The following is a 1364-nucleotide window of genomic DNA, read 5'->3' on the forward strand; positions in this document are numbered from 1 at the left end:
GTCACCGGGATGTCAAGCCCTGGTAAGGTTCTTCGCGTTGCTTCGAATTAAACCACATACTCCACCGCTTGTGCGGGCCCCCGTCAATTCCTTTGAGTTTCAACCTTGCGATCGTACTCCCCAGGTGGGATACTTATTGTGTTAACTGCGGCACGGAGGGGGTCAGACCCCCCACACCTAGTATCCATCGTTTACGGCGTGGACTACCAGGGTATCTAATCCTGTTTGCTCCCCACGCTTTCGCGCCTCAGCGTCAGTTACTGTCCAGCAATCCGCCTTCGCCACTGGTGTTCCTCCGTATATCTATGCATTTCACCGCTACACACGGAATTCCGATTGCCTCTCCAGCACTCAAGAACTACAGTTTCAAATGCAGGCTATGGGTTGAGCCCATAGTTTTCACATCTGACTTGCAGTCCCGCCTACACGCCCTTTACACCCAGTAAATCCGGATAACGCTTGCCACCTACGTATTACCGCGGCTGCTGGCACGTAGTTAGCCGTGGCTTATTCATTCGGTACCGTCATTTTCTTCGTCCCGAATAAAAGAAGTTTACAACCCGAAAGCCTTCATCCTTCACGCGGCGTTGCTGGGTCAGGCTTGCGCCCATTGCCCAATATTCCCCACTGCTGCCTCCCGTAGGAGTCTGGGCCGTGTCTCAGTCCCAATGTGGCCGGTCAACCTCTCAGTCCGGCTACTGATCGTCGCCTTGGTGGGCCGTTACCCCGCCAACCAGCTAATCAGACGCGAGGCCATCTCAGAGCGATAAATCTTTGGCAGTCAGAGCCATGCGGCCCAACTGCATCATGCGGTATTAGCAACCCTTTCGGGCTGTTATTCCCCACTCCGAGGCAGGTTCCTCACGCGTTACTCACCCGTCCGCCACTAAGTAACTCAATCCGTTGGACGAATCCTCCGTCATGAGCACTCCGTTCGACTTGCATGTGTTAAGCACGCCGCCAGCGTTCATCCTGAGCCAGGATCAAACTCTCAATAAAATGGTATCTAAAGAACCGAAGTTCTTCAAATCACTTTATCGAAGCTTAATTCATAGCTTCAAAGAAATTAAATCAAGAGCCTTCTTCAAGCTTGCGCTTGTCAGAAGGACTTCTCGTCCTTTCTGGTGCTTCGTGTTTCTTTCACGTTGTTTAATTTACAAGGTACACGCTCTTGTCAGCCACTCAGGCTGACGTGCTATTTATTTTAGCACACTCCGTTTCGCTTGTCAAGAACTTTTTTCAAGTTTTTTCAGGGCTTTTTAGCCCCGAACCGCTTGTTTCGGTTCTTTTTCAAGCTCGTTCACACCTTCCGGCGCGAACTCATTTAGTTTACCACGCACACTCGCGTTTGTCAAGCACTTTTT

At 51.0% G+C, this 1364-nt stretch carries 1 rRNA gene; it reads right to left on the reverse strand.

Going from position 1 to position 1364, the window contains the following annotated elements:
* A 16S ribosomal RNA gene (locus B5G42_RS17530) occupies nt 1–999 on the reverse strand; the annotation flags it as partial.
* Nucleotides 1000–1364 lie beyond the last annotated feature (365 nt).

The sequence above is a fragment of the Flavonifractor sp. An91 genome, from assembly GCF_002159225.1.
Taxonomy (GTDB): domain Bacteria; phylum Bacillota; class Clostridia; order Oscillospirales; family Oscillospiraceae; genus Flavonifractor; species Flavonifractor avicola.